This window comes from Heyndrickxia sp. FSL K6-6286 (assembly GCF_038630395.1).
Lineage (GTDB): Bacteria > Bacillota > Bacilli > Bacillales > Bacillaceae_C > Heyndrickxia > Heyndrickxia oleronia.
The window spans coordinates 2057182-2075919 of the sequence record NZ_CP152029.1 but is presented as its reverse complement, the minus strand read 5'-3'; the positions used below and the strand labels follow the sequence as shown (position 1 = coordinate 2075919).

The following is an 18738-nucleotide window of genomic DNA, read 5'->3' as shown; positions in this document are numbered from 1 at the left end:
TTATAGCGCTTTTTTGTCATAATATTTTTATTATGATATTTTCAGTGCTTGTTTCTCATGAAACAAGATTTCTCGGCAGCATTCATCAATCATTATTCATTTACTTAGGTAAAAAGAAGGAAAATGTCGTCCCTTGTCCAACCTTGCTTTTAACAGTTATATTTCCATCATGGGCTTCTACAATATTTTTAGCAATTGCTAATCCTAACCCTGTACCAGATTTACCACGTGTTCTCGCCTTATCCGCCTTATAGAATCGTTCAAAAACAAATGGAATATCTTCTTCAGGTATCCCAGAACCATTATCTTCGACATTAATCTGGAACCCTTTATTGGTTTCCTCAAACTTTACTTTGACATTCCCATTCTCTGGTGTATGTCTGATTGCATTATCGATTAAATTTGTTAAAACTTGTTCAATGCGGTCTGAATCAATGAAAAACGTTTCTCTAGTAGATTGTATTTCACAGCTTAAATGGACATGGTTTTCCTTTGCTAAACCATTAAATTTATTCGTTACTCTTTCAATAAATGTGTGAATCGGTATGTCATCTTTTACTAAGGAAATATGACCTGCTTCCATTCTAGCTAAATCTAATAGTTCATTAACAAGTCTACCTATTCTTAATGTTTCATCGTAAATAATTTTTGCAAATTCCTTTTTCTCTTCATCAGATGCAGCGATATCGTCAATGATCGCCTCACTATATCCTTGCAGCATTGCTACAGGCGTTCTTAACTCATGTGATACATTGGCTATAAAATCGTCTCGAAGCTTATCTAATCGCCTTTCTTCTGTCATATCACGAATGACTACTACTGCCCCTCTTACACTCTCTTGATTATAGAGGGGGCTAACTATGATAACATAGGTCCTACCTTGAATCGTAATTTCACCTGTTTGCTCCATTTCAGTTTCAAGAACCTTTTGTAATAGCAATTCCTCTGGAGCTAAAAATGTTTCATCTTCACCTTGTTCATAAAACCATTGTTGAAGAAATTTTTCAGCAGGTGGATTTGTTATTAATATCGTTCCATCACGATTCAATGTTAAGACTCCATCTGCCATACTACTTAAAATACTTCTAAGCTGTTCCTTTTCTTGATTTAAAGCATTTATATTAAACTTTAGTTGTTTTCCCATTTGATTGAAAGCAGTAGCTAACTCCCCAATTTCATCATGGGTTAATATCGGCACCTTTTTATCAAATTTACCTTTAGTAATTTCAAAAACTGCTTCACGCATTTTTCTTAATGGAGCTGCTATTCTAGTTGATAAAAAGAACGCAAAACCAGTAGTTAATATAATAGCAATTCCAGCTGCTAATAATATGAGCCTTGTTGTTTGTTTTGTCGTTTCTTGCAAAATATCTAACGACCGATAAATAAAAATAGCCCCATTGCTATTGTCAGTTACATGTAATGGAACAGCAGCAACGATCACATTTTCATATCTATTATTCGTGTTGTTACTCGGGGCAGCAAATTCTTTTCTTTTACTCTTCCCATTATTAAATACTGCTGAAAATTCCGGATCGTTTAAAATTGTACTCGGAGGTATTTTATCCTTCGCATGAATATTTGGAGAATAATAAACATTATCCTTGCTGTATGCAATCATTACTTTCATTGATCGATCGACGAATTCCAGAGCCAACTCTTTTCCAAGATCATCACCAGAATGTGTCTCCACAATATTAGCTACTTTATGAGCTGTATTAGATAAATCTTTTTCAATCTGCCCTACATGGTAGTTCTCGAAAAACTCAAGCAATAGAATCGTTAGTATAAAAAGAACGAAACATACTAAAAATAAAATCGTTAGCCAGAGTTTTCCGACAACACTTCGCCATAATCTCATTCCGTGGTAACCTCAAATTTATATCCGACACCCCAAACCGTGACAATCATCTTAGCCGCTTGTTCTGACACACGATTTAGTTTTTCACGAAGTCTTTTTACATGTGTATCGACTGTACGTAGATCACCGAAAAATTCATAATGCCAAACTTCTTTTAATAAGTGCTCTCGATCAAATACCTTATCTGGTGATTTAGCGAGGAAATATAATAATTCATATTCCTTTGGAGTTAAGTTTACTTCTTTACCATCGGCACTAACTCGGTGTGCATCATTATCAATAGTAAGATGAGGAAAAACGATCATATCCTTCGTTTTTGTATCTGTATTTAAAAAGCTTGTAGAAGATGATCTTCTTAGTAAAGCTTTTACACGTAAAACCACTTCTCTAGGACTGAATGGTTTTACAATATAATCATCTGTACCAACTTCAAATCCTTCTACACGGTTTGCTTCTTCCCCTTTTGCTGTAAGCATTATGACAGGAGTAGCTTTTTTTTCACGTAGTTCTTTACAAACATCTATCCCATTTTTACCTGGCATCATCAAATCTAGCAGAATACAATCATAATCATTAGTTAAAGCCATTTCTAATGCTGACTCACCATCTCCTGCTTCTTCGATATAATAGTTTTCTCTCTCAAGATACATTCTCAATAATCTACGAATTCTATCTTCATCATCTACGACTAAAATTCTTGCTTCAAAATCCATTTTTAATCCCCCTATCATAGACTATCATTCAAATTCTTTACTCATAATAAATTATATATGAAAAAAGAAAATGAATCTTGTATTGTCATTACTTTCTTAAAAAAGCCTCCACAAAAGTGAAGGCTTTTTTGTTTTGACTCTTTTCTCAAACATTGTTGCATTTAAGTATTGTTTAAATTAGTAAAAATAGGTGGAAGACCAATAAGTCTTCCTTCCTTTGAGAAAAGAGGTACAAACTTCATAAAAACGTTGAGCCCATTAATTATTGTAATATCCAATATAAGGGCTTATAAAAAAGCAACAAACTTTACGAAAATTTTTATATGTCCTAATAATTAATTGGATGCATATGAATGAAGACCTGCTATTACAAGGTTAACAGCTACTAGATTAAACATAATAATAGCAAAACCAACAACTGCTAGCCATGCAGATTTTTCACCATGCCAGCCTTTTGATAAACGTAAATGTAAAAATGCTGCATAGAATAACCAAGTAACAAGAGCCCATACCTCTTTTGGATCCCAGCCCCACGGACGACTCCAGGCAATCTGGGCCCAAATCATGGCAAAGATCAAACCACCTAAAGTAAATACAGGAAAACCAATAATTACTGAACGGTAGCTAATTTCATCAACAAAATCTAATTTCAAATTTTTAGTCAGTGGCTTTAATAGTGCGCCAATTCGTTTTCTTGCAATGACTCTTACGAGTAAGTAAATAATAATACCAGAAATAAGTGACCAAATAACTGTATTCAATTTCACTGCATTTACAATACCAGGCACATTAAATAGTGGTTTGAATCGATCCGGTGTTTGCAATTCACCTTCATGAGGTCCAATCAATGCTGGTAGCTCATATTTCAATCCAGTCTGTTCAACACCTTTTTTATCCACCCAATTAAATGTGGCTTCATAATGACCTGCTTTAAAAATAACCGAACAAATGACAAAACCTAAAACTGCAATTAGCGAAAACATTACTAGTTCTAAAAGAAATGTTCGAGCAGACTTTTTAGATTGATCAATGCATTTAACTAAATAGATTAATCCTGCAGCAAAACTAATGGCCAATATCGCCTCTCCTGCTGCAACGGTTGTAACATGTATGTATAACCAATGGCTTTTTAATGATGGCACTAATGGATTCAGTTCTCCTGGGAACATGCTTGCAAATGCTATAACAAGTAATGCAATTGGTAATGCAAACAACCCAAGGACTGGAGTTTTATAAATAAAGTTGATCACAATAAATGCTGCTACTAGCATCATACCAAAGAACGTTACAAATTCAAACATATTACTAACTGGTGCATGACCAGATGCAATCCATCGAAGGATAAAGTAACCTAATTGAGCAATAAAGCCAATTATAGAGACAATTACTGCAATCGTCCCCCAACGATTCGGCTTTTCTTCATTCCCATGAATCTTTTTTTGCCTAATTGCTCCTCCGAAGAAAAAAGTGCCTAATAAATATAGAATAAAAGCTGCATATAATAAATTACTACTAATCTTAACTAATTCAGACAAATTCGCCCCTCCTTAATGTTTGTCTTTTTTCTTATCCTGCTGATCTACTGGTTCAGGAACATTTGTACCTTGTAAAATATACTTAATTTCGTTCTTTATGCCATACCAATTTTTGTTGGTGTGTGCAGCAACTAGAACTTCACCATTCACACGCCTAATCCATATTCTACGATGATTCCAGTACATGCCTTGAACGACACCTATCATAAAAATAAGTCCACCGAGAGCTAATATCCAAAGGGTTAAATCTTTTCGAACGGTTAGAATTGTTGCATTACGAGTATCGATTGATGAAAATGCAATTTTATAATCATTTTCACCTAATGGTTCTTGATTTAATTTTATTCCAATTAAACTAACTTCACCTTTTGGATGTTCAGGTGAAATCATATTAAATAAGAATGCAGGATTATTAGGTACAGAAGTTTTCGTTTGTGGTTCTCCTTCTTTAGAAATCCCACTAAAATCAGGATAATAACCCATTAGTTCTACTTTATACCCATTTTTCAAATCATAAACATCTTTCGGGTTATATAAATCAATTTTAAATTCACCCAATGATTGTCCATTCTTTTTATTTTGTAATTTAAACGACATTGCTTTTAGTTCATCAAGGGTGTAACTCATTTGATATAGTCGGTAATGCTCCATTTTCAAAGGATCATTTACACGTATTGAGTAATCCTTTACCTTTTTTAACTTATCCGATTCCCCTGCTATACCACCATCTTCACGTTTATAGAGAGTTACGTTCGTTTGGAAATTTTTCGCCACTGTACCTACACGATCTAATGCTTGATTAAACTTTTCTTTATCTTTGTTTTTATCATATGTTTCTAAAATAAATTTTTTGTTTTCTAGAACATATTGCGAATGTGTACCAGGGATTACCTTCTTTTCTCCTTCACGTAGCTTTAATGTTTCATCCACATACATGCCGGGGACGGAGCGTAACAATGCACCTATAAGAAAAATAATAAGACCAATATGATTGACGTAAGGACCCCATCTAGAAAAACGTCCTTTTTCTGCTAGAATACTTCCATCTTCTTCCCGGATCTTGTATCTTTTTGCTTTAAGATTTTGTTTAATTAAATCAAAATGATTATCTGTAAGTTCTACTTCTGATCTGATATATAATCGCTGACGTTTTAAAAATCCCTCATGTCGACCAATTTTTTGAGTTTTCAATGCTCGATGTAGTGGAATAAAGCGATCCAAACTACAAATAACAAGTGAAACGCCAATACTTGCAACTAATAACAAATACCACCATGAACTATAAAGATCTTGGAAGCCTAATTTGAACCATAATTCTCCAAACCAACCATATTCATCCTTATAATATTGTTCAGGGGTTAGTGAATTTATGTATTCTTCTTGCGGAAGGATCGTTCCGAGAGCACTTGCAATTAATGTTATAACGATTAACCATACTCCAACCTTAACTGATGAGAAAAAATTCCATATCTTATCTACAATTGTTTTATTATACGTTTGCGATCTGCGAGCACTACCTTCATAGCGCATGTCATGAAGTTTTTCCTGCTTAGCTTCATCTGTTAATGCTCTACCACAGGATTCACAAAGAATCGTACCAATAGGATTAACGTGACCACATACACATTTTATTTCTTTCATGATAAAACTCCTTAAGGTTTAATACTCTCCATTAAGTTTTGGATATTCTCTTTGGACATCGTTGTTTCTACTATTTTCTTTATTGTTCCACTTGAATCAATAAAAAATGATGTGGGTATTGGATCTATGCCATATGCATTCTGTACATCCTTACTCTTATCTACTAGTACAGGGAAATTTAAATCATAGCTTTTTATAAACTTATTAATTAAGAAATTGGATTCTCCAACATTTGCGGCTAGAATTTCAACTCCTTGCTGTTTATACTCTTTATACAAATCTACCATGTATGGCATCTCTTCTTTACAGGGCCCACACCAAGTTCCCCAAAAGTTTAAGAATACCCCCTTGCCTTTGTAATCGGATAATCGATGTTTCTGGCCATTCATATCTTGCAAAACAAAATCAGGGGCCTTATCGCCAACTTTCAAAGCCTTGCGACTATCCTTTGTTAAATTATTGTATAAAGCATAGGATACCGCAGCTATTAGAACGACTAGTATGATCGTTCGTATAACGAGCCTTTGCTTTTTCTTTTGTGACATTTCGTAACCTCCAATCGAAATTTCTGCCACATTATAATCAACATTATATCATTCCCCCAAATCATCCTGATTACCATAATTTGAAGGTTATGTGAAACTTTAAACAGTTGATAAACATGGATGGAACAACCATTTATTGGTTCCCTGATCCTGTTTCTGCAAGTGCGCGTAATTGTTTAACCTCATGAGGAGAAAGTTCTCTTACTTCACCCGCATTTAACCCGTGTAAATTTAAAAATGCGTATCTTTCTCGTTTTAACTTTTGAACGGGATGTCCTATAGCTTCAAACATACGTCGAACTTGTCTATTTTTCCCTTCATGGATGGTTAGTTCAATGATTGATTTTTGTGTTTTCTTATCTGCTGATAATAACTTTGCTTTTGCTGGTGCAGTCAATCCATCTTCTAATTTAATTCCTTTTTCTAATTGTCTCAACATTTGTTTTGATGGAATCCCTTTTACTTTTGCAACATATGTTTTATGAATTTCATAACGTGGATGCATAAGTAAATTAGCAAAATCACCATCATTTGTTAGGATTAACAGGCCTGAAGTATCATAATCTAAACGGCCAACAGGATATACTCTTTCCTTTATTTCCGGAAGAAAATCTGTTACCACTTTTCTGTTCTTATCATCAGTAACAGCAGATATGACTCCTCTTGGTTTGTACATTAACAAATATACTTTTGTTTCCCTTTCTAGCGGTATTTCATTCACTTCTACTTTATCATTAGAAGATACTTTGCTCCCTAGTTCAGTTACAATTTTACCATTTACTTTTACCTTACCTTCTAGAATTAACTCCTCAGCCTTTCGACGCGAGGCTATTCCCGCATGTGCTATAACCTTTTGAAGACGTTCCATCTATTTATCCACCTCATTTAAATTTTGAAAGTTATACTTTATGAATTATTACATATCAATGACAAAAAGCAAAGAAACTAAACCGGTTTAATGCGATTTTTGTTCTAAAACTTACCACTATTTATCATTCCAATCGTTTTTTTTTAAAACCGTTTTTGTATAATTTGTTACCCATAATATAGGTTTCTGCCGATCTTATGCAGTTTGCAGTTCTATTCCAGTGAATTAAAGGGGCAACATTTTTTTAAGTTTATACTTTACCTTACTAGCTATAAAATTTTATAAAAGAGCCTACAAAAAAACATGGATGTTGGAGAATTATCCAAACATCCATGTAATAATAATGATAGCTGCACCTATACCAACCAAATCTGCCAATAAGCCAACTTTCAATGCATCCCCCATTTTTTTAATACCTACTGCTCCAAAATAGACGGTTAAAACATATAGGGTCGTATCTGTACTTCCTTGAATGGTCGAGGCTAATTTACCAATGAAAGTATCCGGGCCATGTACTTTAAGAATATCACTCATCATTCCTAGAGCAGCATTTCCAGATATAGGACGAATCAGTGCTAATGGAACGATTTCTGTAGGAATTCCTAACCATTCAAGGACTGGCTTTATTAACTGTACAAAAAAATCTAATGCACCAGACGTTCGAAAGACAGTGATTGCTACTAACATTCCTACTAAAAATGGAATAATCGAAACTGCAATCTTTATACCTTCCTTACCTCCATCAACAAAATTTTCGTAGGCAGGTACTTTTTTCCACACACTATATAATAATATATAACCAATAAGAATAGGTATGATCCAAATAGAGATTAAGGAAATAATTTGCAATTTATTTCACCCCATTACGCGCTCTTTTATGATAAAAATAACGGTCGATTAAAATTGCTGCTATTGTTGCAATGGTTGTAGCCATAAGTGTCGGTCCCACAATTTCTGTAGGTGAAGCGGAATGGTAGTTCATTCGAATGGCTATTACTGTTGTAGGAATGATTGTCAATCCAGATGTATTTAAAGCCAGAAAAGTGATCATTGACCTACTGGCACTCGTTTTTCCCCCGTTCAATTCCTTTAGCTGCTCCATTGCCTTTATCCCAAGCGGTGTAGCAGCATTTCCTAATCCGAACATATTAGCGATAATATTTGATAATATATAGCCCATTGCTGGATGATTTTCAGGAACTTCGGGAAATAACCTCTTAATTAGTGGCCTAAATACACGTGCAAACTTATCTAGGAGCCCTGACTCTTGTGCGATTCGCATAATCCCTAACCAAAATACTAATATACTTATTAAGCCAATACATAAGGTAACTGCTTCAGTAGCAGATTGAAAAATAGCCTCATTCACTTCTTTCATTCTTCCATTTATTGCAGCAAAAACTAACCCAATCAATGTCATCCCAATCCATATATAATTAACCATCGTTTTTCACACCAATATGGATTAAAAATGTTTTCACAAAAAAATTAAACCACCCTTTTTTCTCGTTCATTTCTGCGTATTTAAAATAAACAGGTACCGTTTTTAATTTCTGTTCATCTAAATATATGACTGCTTTACCGACTATTTCAGGAATGTTTTTTTGATCCTTCCACTCTTTTTTTGATTTTAATAGTTGATATTCAATGGTAACTTTATCTTTCTCTTCATTTGTTAGAGAATATACAACTTTATTTTTGATATAAATATGATTTTTTAAGTATTTTTGATTAATATTATTGATTTTCCCTTTATCTAAAACAACGGTCGTATCAAAGTTCTTAAATCCATACTCAAACATATTGATGTGATCATCCCAGTCATTTGGTCCATTTAATGTAACAGCTATTAAATTTTGATGCTCTTTTGTAGCTGTTGTCACTAATGTACGTTTAGCTTTTTTTGTAAATCCTGTTTTTCCTCCAGTACAATATTTATACTTTTCAGTTAATAATCTATTTTTATTTGCCCAGCCTTTATAAGATTTTGTTCCGGAAATTTTTCTATAGGTTTTATTTTGCATTGCATATTTAGTTAATAGCGCCATATCATATGCTGTTGAAAAATGATTGTCCTTATTATCTAAGCCGTTAGGATTGGCAAAATGTGTATTTTGCATACCAATTTCTTCTGCTTTTTGGTTCATTAAGAAAACAAACCCATCAATACTTCCTCCAACATGTTCTGCAATCGCATTAGCTGCATCATTGCCCGATCTAAGCATTAAACCATAAACTAAATCTTCAAGCTTAACTATATCTCCAGGTTTTAAATATATAGATGAACCTTCTGTCCGAACGGCAGTATCACTAATTTTCACATCCTCTTTTAATTTTCCAGATTCTATTGCTAAAATAGCTGTCATGATTTTAGTGATCGATGCAATCTTTCGAACATCCTTTGCATTTTTTTCATAAAGGATTCGCCCACTGTCTTGATCCATAAGTATCGCACTAGCTGCACTAACCGAAGGTGTCGCCGCAAAAGTTTTGTCTGGCAATACTATTAGAATAAGTAGAAATACAATCATCATTAATGATATAAAACGTTTCATATAATTGCCCCTTTTCTCAATGCTCATACGCTTAAACTATAGAACTATCTTTTGTACAAGTTTATGCAGGACAAGTTTGTATATGACAAGAAAAGCACAAGCATCAAGACATTCTTCATTCACTAAAGAGACTTTTTTCATCTCGTTCTAAATTAACATTACTGGGATATGAATCATGTTTTTAGAAATTTAAGTAAGCTCACACCGATCTCCTCAAAAAAAAGACTATTTGCACATGCAAATAATCTTTTTTACTACTACTAATTATTTTCGATTGTCTCTTGGAATTTCTCAAAAAATAAATCAGCATCTTCCTGCTCAAAGTCATCTATTGACGCCTCTGCTAATGGCGGTAATTCATTAATGTCCTTTAATCCGAAGTAATCTAAAAATTCCTTAGTTGTCCCATATAGGATGGCTCTACCTGCTCCATTTGCTCTTCCAACCTCTTTAATTAAACCCTTTGCAGTTAAGGTTTGCAGTGGACGTTCTGTTTTTACACCACGGATATCTTCAATTTCTATCCTTGTAATGGGCTGCTTATAAGAAATAATCGCTAATGTTTCTAAGGCAGCCTGTGATAATGTATTCATTCCAGGAGATTCAACGAGTCTTTTTAAAAAAACAGAGTTTTCCTTTTTAGTAACAAGCTGATATGTACCAGCAAGTACAACGATAGCAATCCCTCTTTCTGCGTTCGAATCATACTCCTGCTTCAGTGATTCAACTAATTCAACTGCTTGATACTCTTCAAGCTCCATGACAGACATAATTTGTTTGATGGATAATCCTTCATCTCCTGCAGCAAACAAAAGACTTTCAAGAATTCCCTTCAAATTAGTAATTTCCAACCAAACTTACTCCTTTCCTTGCTACAAATATTTCCTCAAAATTCCCTTCCTGTTCAACCAATATTTCATTTCGCTTCATTAGTTCTAATACAGCAAGAAATGTAATCACGATATGATGTTTATCTGGTATCTCAAATAATGTAAAAAAGCTTCTTCTTCCTGATATGGAGGTTAAATCATTTAATATTTCCTCCATTCTATTTTCAATCGAAATTTCTTGTCTACTTATTTTCGTTGAAAGTGGCTTTTGTAATTTTTTTCTTCTTAATAATTTATTTAGAGCACCAATCATGTCATAAATCGTTACATCACTTTGTTGTTGATCGATCTGTATGTCTTTCATATACTCGGATAAATCACTTGGAGGTTTTGTAAATATCTGCCCACGTTCCTCCTCTAGATGCTTTAATTCTTGAGCTGCTTCCTTATACTTTCTATATTCAATCAGTTTTTCAACTAAATCATCACGTGGATCTTCCTCATATTCAAAATCCTCTTCTAGCTCTTCTTCATGCTTTGGAAGAAGCATTTTACTCTTTATTGCTAATAATGTCGCTGCCATTACTAAATATTCACTGGCAATATCTAATTCTAATTCCTTCATTGTATGAATGTAAATTAAATACTGCTCTGTAATTGCTGCCATTGGTATATCATATATATCAATTTCTAGTCGATTAATTAAATGCAGTAAAAGATCTAAAGGACCTTCAAACGCATCAATTTTTACATTATATTCCACAAATATCACCAATTCCAAATCAAAGCTATTTTAAGTTACATAACACCATTGTTATTTAAGTATAGAGGATTATTTAAAGTAGTCCAATATAAATTTACCTTATACCGCAATGATTAACAATAAAAAATAGGCTGAGGCCTATACAACTCTAACAAAACTTACATAGTATAAATCGACTAAACTATTTTCTTAGGAGGTTTTACATTATGTCAGACGGCTTTGGATATGGTGGCGGTTTCGCATTAATCGTAGTACTATTTATTTTATTAATTATTGTTGGCAGTGCATACATTTGGTAATTTACTCAATTATACATGATTAAAAAACAAGTTCAGTATTGGTGCTGAACTTGTTTTTTTTGGCTTTTATGGAATGAAAAACACTATCATTCTCCTACTATTAAAATTAAAATCTTGCTATTTATGTTACACTTATATAAGACAGAGAGGAGTTCATTCATGATAGTAACTAAAGCCTTTATACAATATTTAGTCCATTTCCATGGCGATAGAGATTATTTTGAATGCCATGAAATTCTTGAAGATCACTGGAAACAACAGGATGCAAGAAACCGTGACTCCATTTGGATTGCTTTTATTCAATTAGCAGTCTCCTTATATCATTATCGAAGAAAAAACCTAATTGGTGGTATCCGAATGATGGAGAAAGCCCTTCAACGTTTCATTCACAAAAAAGACCAATTACTATTATTGAAAATTGATGTTGATGATTTAATTTCCAAAATCAATATAGTATTAGACAAGATGAAAACAAATCAAGATTATGAACCGATTCAAATTAAAATAGATGATCAACAATTATTAGATATATGTAAGGAAGAATGTAAAAAACTTGGTGTTACATGGGCAGGAAAAGAGGATTTGTCTAATGATCCTATTATTCATCGTCATATCCTACGTGACCGCTCCACTGTGGAAAACGAAAGATTTCTTTCTTCTGTCATAAAAAAAATGGAGAGAGACGAAGGTAAATTCATCAACAATTAGAAAAGGGCTTCGATCATTCATCGAAGTCCCCATCCTCTTTCTCACAGATTTCACAAAATGCTGCTGTGTATTCATTTGAAATAATTTTCTTACCTTCATATATTTGCTTTAATGATTTAAGCATATTTTTTCCAATTCCTTGAAGACGATGGGATGGATTGACTGAGATGTGCTGAATTTCTACCGTTTCATTATGAATAGTAACACCAATTAGTCCAACTATATCATCATCTATCTTCCATAAAAAAAGCTGCCAATCATCTTCCTGTTCATATTGCTTTATTGTCTGCTGAAGCTTTTTAATATCCTTCTCGTTTGGCATAAACGATAAAAGACCCATAGCAATTTTCTCAAATGCTTTTTTATATCGAATTAACATGAATATCCCTCGTTATCTTTAATACATAATGTGAATGCTTTTATAACATTATAAACATTGGTGGCAAATAATAAACATTTTATCATACTTAGTCTTCACCTTATACGATAAATAACCAATAATATAATCCCCACCCTAAAGCTAATATTAGTATTAGAACAAATAACAAAGCGTTTTTTTTCCTCAAATGAATGACACTCCTATTTCTATTATTTCATCTCATCGTTGCTTGATCAAAAAGGCCAAAAAAAAGAACTTGGGGCGTTCATCTTCAAAACACATCTATGTACCTTGTCTATTGTATCTATTTTCATCGTTTTTCGCAATCGTGAAAAAAGTGGTGTAAGTGTTTTCACTCCCAGCAGTATAAAAGACCTATAAAATAAACCCATTCAATCCCTGACTAGGACGATCGAATGGGTTCTTTTGATTTATGATTGATTGATTTTACTTGGTAGTGGTAAATCGAGTCTTATTAAATCCTCATATGTTTCTCGCTTTATCACTAAATAATCTTCACCATTTTCGACAAAGACAACTGGAGGTCTTGGAATTCGATTATAATTATTGGACATAGAATATCCGTACGCACCAGTACAAAATACCGCTAAAATATCATTACTTACCGTCTTAGGTAAAGGTAAATCCCAAATTAACATATCACCTGATTCACAACATTTACCAGCGATTGAAAATGTTTCTTCTATAGTTGCTGTAGGTCGATTTGCTAGGACAGCTTCATATTTTGCTTCATATAAAGCAGGTCGGATATTATCGCTCATCCCTCCGTCCACTGCTAAATATTTCCTTACATTAGGAACATCCTTTCTCGAACCGATCGTGTATAAGGTGGTTCCTGCTTCTCCAACTAATGATCTTCCAGGCTCAATCCAAATTTCTGGCATTGGTAGTTGATAAGATTTTGTTCTGTTTTGCACTTCGATTATAATTTCTTTGACATAACTATCAGGACTAAGAGGTTCATCCTCTTCAGTATAGCGAATACCGAAACCACCACCTAAATTTAATACTGAAGGGAAGTATAAAAATTTTGAATTCCATTCTGCCAATTTATCGATGATCTTTCTAGCAGCTAATATAAAACCGGTACTATCAAAAATTTGTGAACCGATATGACAATGGATTCCTAATAATTTTATATGGTCAGAACCCATTGCTATTTTTATTGCCTCTTCAGCTTGACCATTTTGAAGATCAAAACCGAATTTTGAATCCTCTTGTCCAGTCAATATATAATCATGCGTATGTGCTTCAATTCCAGGTGTAACACGTAAAAGAATGGAAATACTTTTTTTCTGTTCATTACATAAACTTTCCAATAACTCTAATTCATAAAAATTGTCTACAACAATGCATCCAATATTATGCTCGAGTGCTAGTAAAAGTTCTTCTTTACTTTTATTATTTCCATGAAAATGAATTCTTTCTACTGGAAATTTAGCTGCTAATGCAGTATATAATTCACCACCAGAAACGACATCCAATGATAAACCCTCTTCATTTACTAAATTTAACATCGCAATGGACGAAAATGCTTTACTAGCGTATGCGACTTGTGATTTTACACCCAATTTTTCAAAAGTTTGTTTAAATCCTCTAGCACGTTCACGTATTAAAGTCACATCATACACATATACAGGTGTTCCATATTTTTGCACCAAATAGACTGTATCAACACCACCAATTTCTAGATGTCCCTGTCCATTTACTGTCGTAGTACCATGAAAATACATCCGCTTCCCTCATTTCATTTGAATCACCGATTATAAGGAGAAATAGACAGTTGTCTAAGTTCGACAAACTGTCTACTATATTCAGTATTTATAATAAATTAGATAAACTTTATCATAAAAAAGTAATTTTGACAATCTTATTCTGGTGGTTGTCTAAATCGATCACGCGGATGAACGATGCTTGGTCTAATTATTGATCCCGGAACAGTTCTTCTTATAAGTACATGGCTAATCGCTTGCGGATTAAATGGGATAAACGGCCATAAATAAGGGGCGTTCAAAGCACGTATATGAACCAAATAAATAATGAAAAGTGTACTACCAATCATCAATCCTGGTAGTTTGAAAAAGGCTACTAATAATAATAAGATAACCCTGACTATTTTATTGGCAACACTTAGTTCATAACTAGGTGTTGCATAGGTACCAATCGAGGCAACAGAAACATATAAAATAACTTCTGGTACAAACAAGCCCACATCTACTGCAATTTGACCGATTAACACGGCAGCAATTAATCCCATGGCAGTGGCTAAAGGAGTCGGGGTATGGATGGCTGCAATCCTTAGAAATTCAATCCCCATATCAGCAATAAAAAGTTGAAGAATTAATGGGATATGAGTATGTTTATTAGGTCCAATAAAATCAATATTCTCTGGTAGAAAGGACGGTTCTATTGCAAATAAATACCATAGAGGTAAAAGAAATAATGATGCAAGTATGCCGAGAAAACGAATCCAGCGGATAAATGTTCCTACAGCAGGTGCTTGTCTATATTCTTCAGCATGCTGAGCATGGTGAAAAAACGTTGCTGGTGTCACCATCACACTAGGAGAAGTATCGATAAAAATTAGTACATGCCCTTCAAGTAGGTGAATCGAACCAACATCTGCTCTTTCCGTATAACGAACGAGCGGATAGGGGTTATAGCCTTGTTTTAATAAGAACTCTTCAATTGTTTTATCAGCCATTGTAATCCCGTCAACATCAATAGTCTTTAATTCCTTCTTTATCGTTTCGATTAAATCTGGATTTGCCACCCCTTTTATATAGCCAATTGCTACATCTGTCTTTGATCTTTCTCCAATTTGCATAATTTCAAATCTTAATCGCTCATCACGAATTCTTCTTCTTGTAAGTGCAGTATTAACAATAATATTTTCTACATATCCATCGCGAGAACCCCTGACGACTTTTTCCGTATCCGGCTCCATCGGTTGACGGCCTGGGTAGCTACGTACGTCTACAATAATCGCTTCGCCTTCGCCTTCTATAACGATTGCGATTAATCCAGATAAAACTTGATCTACCATTTCATCAACTGTTTTTACTTTTTCTACTGATTGATTGACAATTCTATTTTCAATTACTTCATAAACTTTACTGGAAAGTCTCTCGGTATCATTTAACAGTACCAGTTCTTTTAAAATTTCAATGATAAACTCTGTATCTGTGAGACCATTAACATAATATAGTTGGATATGTTTTTTTAAAACTTTAATGCTGCGTACTCCCAGATCAAAACTTACACCTAATCCGACTCTTTCTTCAAAAATTTTCTTTAGCTTTTTTACATCCTCAGGTATGGGGAGTTTATTGTTTAGATCTTTTGTCATAAAATCCACTCCTTTCTAAAACTAACTTTACAGCTTTTTTTGTGATCGGAGCTCCCTTTGAATAGTGATCTTGCTTTCCCATTTTTCCTATATCACCAATCCCAACAATAATTGGAACGTCTAATTGATCTAAAGAATACACCGTATCACCATTAATTTTTTTTAACTCCATTTCTGGAATTCCATATTTATCTACACCATAGGGAGTCAATTCTCCATCCCGATCGATACAAACATCAACCCTTGTCCATTCTGCTTGATGAGTTTTTGATGCGACAGCAATGATCCCTAGAACATCAATGTCAGGATGATTAGCAACAGTCAATAAGGAAGCCTCCCCTTGTCCTTTACCTAAAAATCCACTATCATCAAACATCACTAAAACTGGGTCACATTGCGCTTTTTTTATTAAATTGACGATCTCCTGACCAGAAAGATGGGAAGGATTTCCGTGGGACTGAGAAATGCAGCGGCCACCTATTTCCTTCGCTACTGCCTCCAAAGCTTTTCTGGCATAATCATCTCCATCTGTAATTAATATCACCTGTCGTTTACTATTCATACGAAAATCCTTTCCATTTTAATGATCAATAAAATAGATCCAATGAAATAATGAGCCGAAAACTTTTCCAAATACTATTGCCATTAAAGCAATGATTAAATGACCTTCGATTCCAATTCTTTTTGCAAGAATTGGGATGACATTAATCACTTCAGTTAACGCAGCGGCAAGCATACCAACAAAAATTCCACATGCCAGACCAATAGGGATGAGTAATAGAGAAGTTAATTGAAAATGAATGTCCCTAAGCTGTGCCCAACCTCCTAGTAACGAGCCAATCACAATCGCCCATTCGTAAAGAGTAATGAATTTTGATGTTTTCGATATTTGTGTCAAACGAGGAATAATTCCAAGAACTGATAGAAACGCAACCAAGCCACAACCAACAATTAATCCACCTGCTAATCCAATAAATGCTAAAGAGATCCACTTAATGATCATCAAGTCGTTTAATACTCTCTTTATTTTCATTCATTACTACATAATGATCGACATCTTGTTGGTAATTAAAGATTTCTACCTCTAATGGACTTGGTTCTTCATTAAATCTTTTTTTAAAGAGATGATTAAAGTAAATGATCATTCCTAAACCTAGCCCTAATGAATAAGGAATTTGAAGAATTAGTGGTTTTGATTGATCATTCCCCGTAATCATTTTATATATTTTTTGATGAACGGCCCTCATACTAACATCCTCATGAAAATTCATGATGGCAAGTGCTGATCCAAAAAAAAGTAATAGCCAGATAAGAATAAAAAATATGATTGGTACTTTCTTTTTTTTATAAATGATATCGATAATCGTTTGCGATGGTCCTATTGTTTGGATATCAACAGCACCCCATTTTTCTGTAATGAGATCGATGAGTGTCATAACATCAATTACTACAGAGGATTTATCTGATGTAGATACTTCGTATACAGTTAGTTGTTTCAACTTAGTTAAATCTTTTTCAGGCGCAATAATTTGTGCAATATCTGCAAGAGTAATTTTACTGTTCGGCTTTACTTCTACTCGGTGCCGTAAACGAAGATAAATAAAACTCTCCATTTCCCTCAACCCCTGATTTTTTTTTATTGTAAATAGTAGTATGTGGAAATGAAATCATTTCATTCACGTTGTTTAATAATGGTGACTTTCTAAAGACATGGCTACTATTTAGATGTAATTTTGACGAATAAATAGGTTGAAGAGCGTCAATCACCTTCTTATCCTAGGAAAAGTTGTAACTTCATAACAACTACTAATTAGTTGTAAAAGCAAGCTGGCAGTAGGCTTTACAAAGCAACAGACGATACAAAATGCCTTTTTAATTGAACAAAAAAAGGATCGTATGGTCTTATAAGTCCATACGATCCTTCATTTGTTCTAATATTTTTTTTTCTAATCTAGATACTTGTACTTGTGAAATACCTAATCTTTCCGCTACTTCTGATTGCGTTTGATCTTTATAATACCGTAAATATACAATTAATCTTTCACGATCGTCCAATCCACGAATAGCCTCTTTTAAGGCGATTTTATCAAACCATTTTTGGTCATTTTGATCAGCAATTTGATCGAGCAAAGTAATAGGGTCGCCATCATTCTCGTACACAGTTTCATGAATGGAGGATGGTGTTCTACTTGCTTCCTGAGCCATAATTACATCTTCAGCCGTAATCTCAAGATAATCAGCAATTTCATTCACAGTGGGGACTCGTCCTAAATCTTTCGTTAATAGATCCTTCGCCTTACGAATTCGATTACCAATTTCCTTTAACGATCGACTTACTTTTACTGTCCCATCATCCCTTAAAAAACGTTGAATTTCACCTATAATCATGGGAACAGCATATGTTGAGAACTTAACATCGTATGATAAATCAAATTTATCAACAGATTTTAAAAGACCGATACAACCAATTTGAAATAAATCATCTGGTTCATACCCACGATTTAAAAATCTTTGGACGACAGACCAGACGAGCCGAATGTTTTTTTCTACAATTTCATCTCGTGCCTCTTGATTTCCTGCCTGGCTCCTTTTGATTAAATCCTTGACCTCTTGATCCTTCAAAAACTTTCCTGTTTTCTCTTTCTTTAGTTCCACATCCATAGGCACGACT

At 33.9% G+C, this 18738-nt stretch carries 20 protein-coding genes; 2 read left to right on the top strand and 18 right to left on the bottom strand.

What is annotated here, in order from left to right; all coding sequences use genetic code 11:
• Positions 1 to 100: 100 nt before the first annotated feature.
• From MHI39_RS10445 to MHI39_RS10395, 11 genes are all read right to left on the bottom strand, one after another.
• On the bottom strand, positions 101 to 1861 hold the full coding sequence (locus MHI39_RS10445) for an ATP-binding protein (RefSeq protein WP_058002322.1): 1761 nt from the start codon (positions 1859 to 1861) through the stop codon (positions 101 to 103).
• Positions 1858 to 2574 carry a response regulator transcription factor gene (locus MHI39_RS10440; RefSeq protein WP_058002321.1) on the bottom strand — a complete coding sequence of 239 codons (717 nt, stop codon included), beginning with the start codon at positions 2572 to 2574 and terminating at the stop codon, positions 1858 to 1860. The genes MHI39_RS10445 and MHI39_RS10440 overlap by 4 nt, the downstream gene beginning before the upstream one ends.
• Positions 2575 to 2909: 335 nt before the next feature.
• Positions 2910 to 4109 carry a c-type cytochrome biogenesis protein CcsB gene (gene ccsB, locus MHI39_RS10435; RefSeq protein WP_058002320.1) on the bottom strand — a complete coding sequence of 400 codons (1200 nt, stop codon included), beginning with the start codon at positions 4107 to 4109 and terminating at the stop codon, positions 2910 to 2912.
• A 12-nt stretch (positions 4110 to 4121) separates the two neighbouring features.
• Positions 4122 to 5750 carry a cytochrome c biogenesis protein ResB gene (locus MHI39_RS10430; protein WP_058002319.1) on the bottom strand — a complete coding sequence of 543 codons (1629 nt, stop codon included), beginning with the start codon at positions 5748 to 5750 and terminating at the stop codon, positions 4122 to 4124.
• 11 nt (positions 5751 to 5761) lie between these two features.
• Positions 5762 to 6295, bottom strand: a complete 534-nt coding sequence (resA, locus tag MHI39_RS10425) for a thiol-disulfide oxidoreductase ResA (protein WP_342541220.1) — start codon at positions 6293 to 6295, stop codon at positions 5762 to 5764.
• A gap of 133 nt (positions 6296 to 6428) precedes the next feature.
• Positions 6429 to 7163, bottom strand: coding sequence for a 23S rRNA pseudouridine(2605) synthase RluB (gene rluB, locus MHI39_RS10420; protein WP_058002317.1), 735 nt, complete (start codon positions 7161 to 7163; stop codon positions 6429 to 6431).
• A 318-nt stretch (positions 7164 to 7481) separates the two neighbouring features.
• Positions 7482 to 8012 carry a spore maturation protein gene (locus MHI39_RS10415; RefSeq protein ID WP_058002316.1) on the bottom strand — a complete coding sequence of 177 codons (531 nt, stop codon included), beginning with the start codon at positions 8010 to 8012 and terminating at the stop codon, positions 7482 to 7484.
• Between the two features lies 1 nt (position 8013).
• The gene (locus tag MHI39_RS10410; RefSeq protein WP_078111223.1) at positions 8014 to 8607 is read right to left on the bottom strand and encodes a nucleoside recognition domain-containing protein; all 594 of its coding nucleotides are present in this window, start codon (positions 8605 to 8607) and stop codon (positions 8014 to 8016) included.
• Positions 8600 to 9718, bottom strand: a complete 1119-nt coding sequence (locus MHI39_RS10405; protein ID WP_058002314.1) for a D-alanyl-D-alanine carboxypeptidase family protein — start codon at positions 9716 to 9718, stop codon at positions 8600 to 8602. Before MHI39_RS10405 ends, MHI39_RS10410 begins: the two co-directional genes overlap by 8 nt.
• 260 nt (positions 9719 to 9978) lie before the next feature.
• A complete protein-coding gene (gene scpB / locus MHI39_RS10400) occupies positions 9979 to 10569 on the bottom strand; it encodes an SMC-Scp complex subunit ScpB (RefSeq protein ID WP_058002313.1) in 591 nt (196 codons plus the stop codon).
• The gene (locus MHI39_RS10395) at positions 10556 to 11311 is read right to left on the bottom strand and encodes a segregation/condensation protein A (protein ID WP_173720034.1); all 756 of its coding nucleotides are present in this window, start codon (positions 11309 to 11311) and stop codon (positions 10556 to 10558) included. The genes scpB and MHI39_RS10395 overlap by 14 nt, the downstream gene beginning before the upstream one ends.
• Positions 11312 to 11517: 206 nt before the next feature.
• Here MHI39_RS10395 and MHI39_RS10390 point away from each other — a divergent pair, with 206 nt between their 5' ends.
• Together MHI39_RS10390 and MHI39_RS10385 are read left to right on the top strand one after the other, a co-directional pair.
• Positions 11518 to 11610, top strand: coding sequence for a YjcZ family sporulation protein (locus MHI39_RS10390; protein ID WP_071976118.1), 93 nt, complete (start codon positions 11518 to 11520; stop codon positions 11608 to 11610).
• A gap of 159 nt (positions 11611 to 11769) precedes the next feature.
• Positions 11770 to 12318, top strand: coding sequence for a DUF309 domain-containing protein (locus MHI39_RS10385; protein ID WP_158022207.1), 549 nt, complete (start codon positions 11770 to 11772; stop codon positions 12316 to 12318).
• A gap of 13 nt (positions 12319 to 12331) precedes the next feature.
• Here MHI39_RS10385 and MHI39_RS10380 read toward each other — a convergent pair whose 3' ends face one another.
• The 7 genes from MHI39_RS10380 to sigF all read right to left on the bottom strand — a co-directional run bounded on the left by MHI39_RS10380 (position 12332) and on the right by sigF (position 18728).
• Positions 12332 to 12697 carry a GNAT family N-acetyltransferase gene (locus tag MHI39_RS10380; RefSeq protein WP_058002310.1) on the bottom strand — a complete coding sequence of 122 codons (366 nt, stop codon included), beginning with the start codon at positions 12695 to 12697 and terminating at the stop codon, positions 12332 to 12334.
• A gap of 431 nt (positions 12698 to 13128) precedes the next feature.
• On the bottom strand, positions 13129 to 14451 hold the full coding sequence (lysA, locus tag MHI39_RS10375; RefSeq protein WP_058002309.1) for a diaminopimelate decarboxylase: 1323 nt from the start codon (positions 14449 to 14451) through the stop codon (positions 13129 to 13131).
• 137 nt (positions 14452 to 14588) lie between these two features.
• Complete coding sequence (locus MHI39_RS10370) at positions 14589 to 16067, bottom strand: spore germination protein (RefSeq protein WP_078110876.1); 1479 nt, start codon at positions 16065 to 16067, stop codon at positions 14589 to 14591.
• Positions 16045 to 16629 carry a stage V sporulation protein AE gene (locus MHI39_RS10365; RefSeq protein ID WP_058002307.1) on the bottom strand — a complete coding sequence of 195 codons (585 nt, stop codon included), beginning with the start codon at positions 16627 to 16629 and terminating at the stop codon, positions 16045 to 16047. The genes MHI39_RS10370 and MHI39_RS10365 overlap by 23 nt, the downstream gene beginning before the upstream one ends.
• Before the next feature lie 18 nt (positions 16630 to 16647).
• Entirely contained in the window at positions 16648 to 17070 is a 423-nt protein-coding gene (locus MHI39_RS10360) for a stage V sporulation protein AB (protein ID WP_058002306.1), read from the bottom strand.
• Positions 17060 to 17680, bottom strand: a complete 621-nt coding sequence (locus tag MHI39_RS10355) for a stage V sporulation protein AA (protein ID WP_078110875.1) — start codon at positions 17678 to 17680, stop codon at positions 17060 to 17062. The genes MHI39_RS10360 and MHI39_RS10355 overlap by 11 nt, the downstream gene beginning before the upstream one ends.
• 289 nt (positions 17681 to 17969) lie before the next feature.
• The gene (gene sigF, locus MHI39_RS10350) at positions 17970 to 18728 is read right to left on the bottom strand and encodes an RNA polymerase sporulation sigma factor SigF (protein ID WP_058002304.1); all 759 of its coding nucleotides are present in this window, start codon (positions 18726 to 18728) and stop codon (positions 17970 to 17972) included.
• Positions 18729 to 18738 lie beyond the last annotated feature (10 nt).

What these genes read in the sequence shown, in the direction of transcription:
- MHI39_RS10440 (WP_058002321.1), bottom strand. Translation starts at nt 2,574, where the DNA reads ATGGATTTTGAAGCAAGAATTTTAGTCGTAGATGATGAAGATAGAATT.
- sigF (WP_058002304.1), bottom strand. Translation starts at nt 18,728, where the DNA reads ATGGATGTGGAACTAAAGAAAGAGAAAACAGGAAAGTTTTTGAAGGAT.
- MHI39_RS10390 (WP_071976118.1), top strand. Translation starts at nt 11,518, where the DNA reads ATGTCAGACGGCTTTGGATATGGTGGCGGTTTCGCATTAATCGTAGTA.
- MHI39_RS10380 (WP_058002310.1), bottom strand. Translation starts at nt 12,697, where the DNA reads ATGTTAATTCGATATAAAAAAGCATTTGAGAAAATTGCTATGGGTCTT.
- MHI39_RS10355 (WP_078110875.1), bottom strand. Translation starts at nt 17,680, where the DNA reads ATGGAGAGTTTTATTTATCTTCGTTTACGGCACCGAGTAGAAGTAAAG.
- MHI39_RS10385 (WP_158022207.1), top strand. Translation starts at nt 11,770, where the DNA reads ATGATAGTAACTAAAGCCTTTATACAATATTTAGTCCATTTCCATGGC.
- lysA (WP_058002309.1), bottom strand. Translation starts at nt 14,451, where the DNA reads ATGTATTTTCATGGTACTACGACAGTAAATGGACAGGGACATCTAGAA.
- MHI39_RS10405 (WP_058002314.1), bottom strand. Translation starts at nt 9,718, where the DNA reads ATGAAACGTTTTATATCATTAATGATGATTGTATTTCTACTTATTCTA.
- MHI39_RS10365 (WP_058002307.1), bottom strand. Translation starts at nt 16,629, where the DNA reads ATGAATAGTAAACGACAGGTGATATTAATTACAGATGGAGATGATTAT.
- MHI39_RS10445 (WP_058002322.1), bottom strand. Translation starts at nt 1,861, where the DNA reads ATGAGATTATGGCGAAGTGTTGTCGGAAAACTCTGGCTAACGATTTTA.
- MHI39_RS10360 (WP_058002306.1), bottom strand. Translation starts at nt 17,070, where the DNA reads ATGATCATTAAGTGGATCTCTTTAGCATTTATTGGATTAGCAGGTGGA.
- rluB (WP_058002317.1), bottom strand. Translation starts at nt 7,163, where the DNA reads ATGGAACGTCTTCAAAAGGTTATAGCACATGCGGGAATAGCCTCGCGT.
- MHI39_RS10430 (WP_058002319.1), bottom strand. Translation starts at nt 5,750, where the DNA reads ATGAAAGAAATAAAATGTGTATGTGGTCACGTTAATCCTATTGGTACG.
- MHI39_RS10370 (WP_078110876.1), bottom strand. Translation starts at nt 16,067, where the DNA reads ATGACAAAAGATCTAAACAATAAACTCCCCATACCTGAGGATGTAAAA.
- MHI39_RS10410 (WP_078111223.1), bottom strand. Translation starts at nt 8,607, where the DNA reads ATGGTTAATTATATATGGATTGGGATGACATTGATTGGGTTAGTTTTT.
- resA (WP_342541220.1), bottom strand. Translation starts at nt 6,295, where the DNA reads ATGTCACAAAAGAAAAAGCAAAGGCTCGTTATACGAACGATCATACTA.